At 35.9% G+C, this 1,372-nt stretch carries 2 protein-coding genes; both read left to right on the top strand.

The genetic code is table 11. The features are described 5' to 3' along the window. The first annotated feature begins 330 nt into the window (after positions 1-330). Positions 331-561, top strand: coding sequence for a hypothetical protein (locus BCY91_RS08535; RefSeq protein WP_120181549.1), 231 nt, complete (start codon positions 331-333; stop codon positions 559-561). A gap of 10 nt (positions 562-571) precedes the next feature. Beyond that, positions 572-1,228: a DUF4279 domain-containing protein gene (locus BCY91_RS08530; RefSeq protein ID WP_120181548.1), complete on the top strand. Its 657-nt coding sequence runs from the start codon at positions 572-574 to the stop codon at positions 1,226-1,228. Positions 1,229-1,372 lie beyond the last annotated feature (144 nt).

Genomic DNA, 1,372 nt, shown 5'->3' with positions numbered 1-1,372 from the left:
TGGTGCGGGCTGACAGAGGTTCTGCAAGTAAAACCGCAATTTCTCAAACCTGCAAACCGTTAGGTGTAAGTGTTCCCCGACAGAAATTCATCAGTTAAGGAACGTTCCCGACTTTGCAAACCGACAAAATTGGACTGACCCAAGCTTTTAATAAATTGAACCAAAAAACCGAACTGAAAGAATATTTTTGAACGAACGGAACGAATAAATAAATGGAATTTAAACGCTTATAAAACATGTTTCAGACCGACCAAAACGCTCAATTGAACGACAAACCATTGGACTTTGGACCGAACAAACGTCTGACCGACCGAATTTTTTTAGTTGTTAATGACAAACTTAAAGAAAACTGAACTCATTATTTTAGGGCTGACCGAACTGAAACAGGAAATGCTTGAATATCGCAACGACAGAAAAGATACAACTGTACATAACAGCAAATTTGCACAAAAATGGCTGACGGCGGTTCAATACAGGTTTTTCGTTAATTATTCAGTTCATTGCGGTACGACATCGGTTCTGCAAGCAATGCCATTTATGCGCAAATTAGCAAAACGTTAGCACCAATAGTATGACGACAACGATAATCAATATAATTACTGACGAACTTCTCAATCCGACTTTTGAGATGACAACACAGTATTTAAAAATATTGGAAGTCAAATACGAAGACAACAAACCTAAAATTGCAAAAATCGAATTTGACGATAATCAAAAATTAGCGACAGCATATATTGAAGTTAAAAATGAAAGCTTTTGTCTTGAATTTGTTTTTGACACAACAAACAATATTGAATTAATTGCTGTAGACACATTACCATTTGTTGGAATTAGTTTTATGCCGACTTCGGAAATGTTGACGACTGACGAATTGTTGAAAATCACTTCTATTAAGCCAACCAAGACAATTACAAAAGGTGACTTTTTTTCAAATGGAAAATTTGAATACACTTACAACGGACTTGAATTTGAATCCTTTTCAGAGCCAGGACGACTTGAAAGAAAATTAAAATACCTATTGGACATATTAGAAACAGACCTTGAAGGAATTAAACAACTTTCCATACAGACAAGCACTAGAAACATTTTTGTAACAATTGTTTATCATATTGGAAACGGAAATTTTACAGGACTCTATCTGGACAATGAAATATTAAATAGAATAACAAGACTTGGACTTGAACTGACATTTGACATTTATGCAACAGGCGAAAAATTTGCGTCTTAATAGAACTACTGGTGCTAACAGCCGTTTTGCAAAAGCGGGGGGTTCGTGCTTCTATGACAGTAAAGTGCTAAATTCAACTTTTGTGCTTCTAATGAAGATTAGTACTAAAAATCCCCGCCTTCGCAAAGCGGCAAACCGTTAGCG

The organism is Pelobium manganitolerans (genome assembly GCF_003609575.1).
GTDB classification, from domain to species: domain Bacteria; phylum Bacteroidota; class Bacteroidia; order Sphingobacteriales; family Sphingobacteriaceae; genus Pseudopedobacter; species Pseudopedobacter manganitolerans.
This window is presented reverse-complemented; position numbering and strand designations above follow the sequence as displayed.

Bases quoted from the DNA above. Each gene is read 5' to 3' on its own strand.
- BCY91_RS08535 (WP_120181549.1), top strand. From the start codon at position 331: ATGACAAACTTAAAGAAAACTGAACTCATTATTTTAGGGCTGACCGAA.
- BCY91_RS08530 (WP_120181548.1), top strand. From the start codon at position 572: ATGACGACAACGATAATCAATATAATTACTGACGAACTTCTCAATCCG.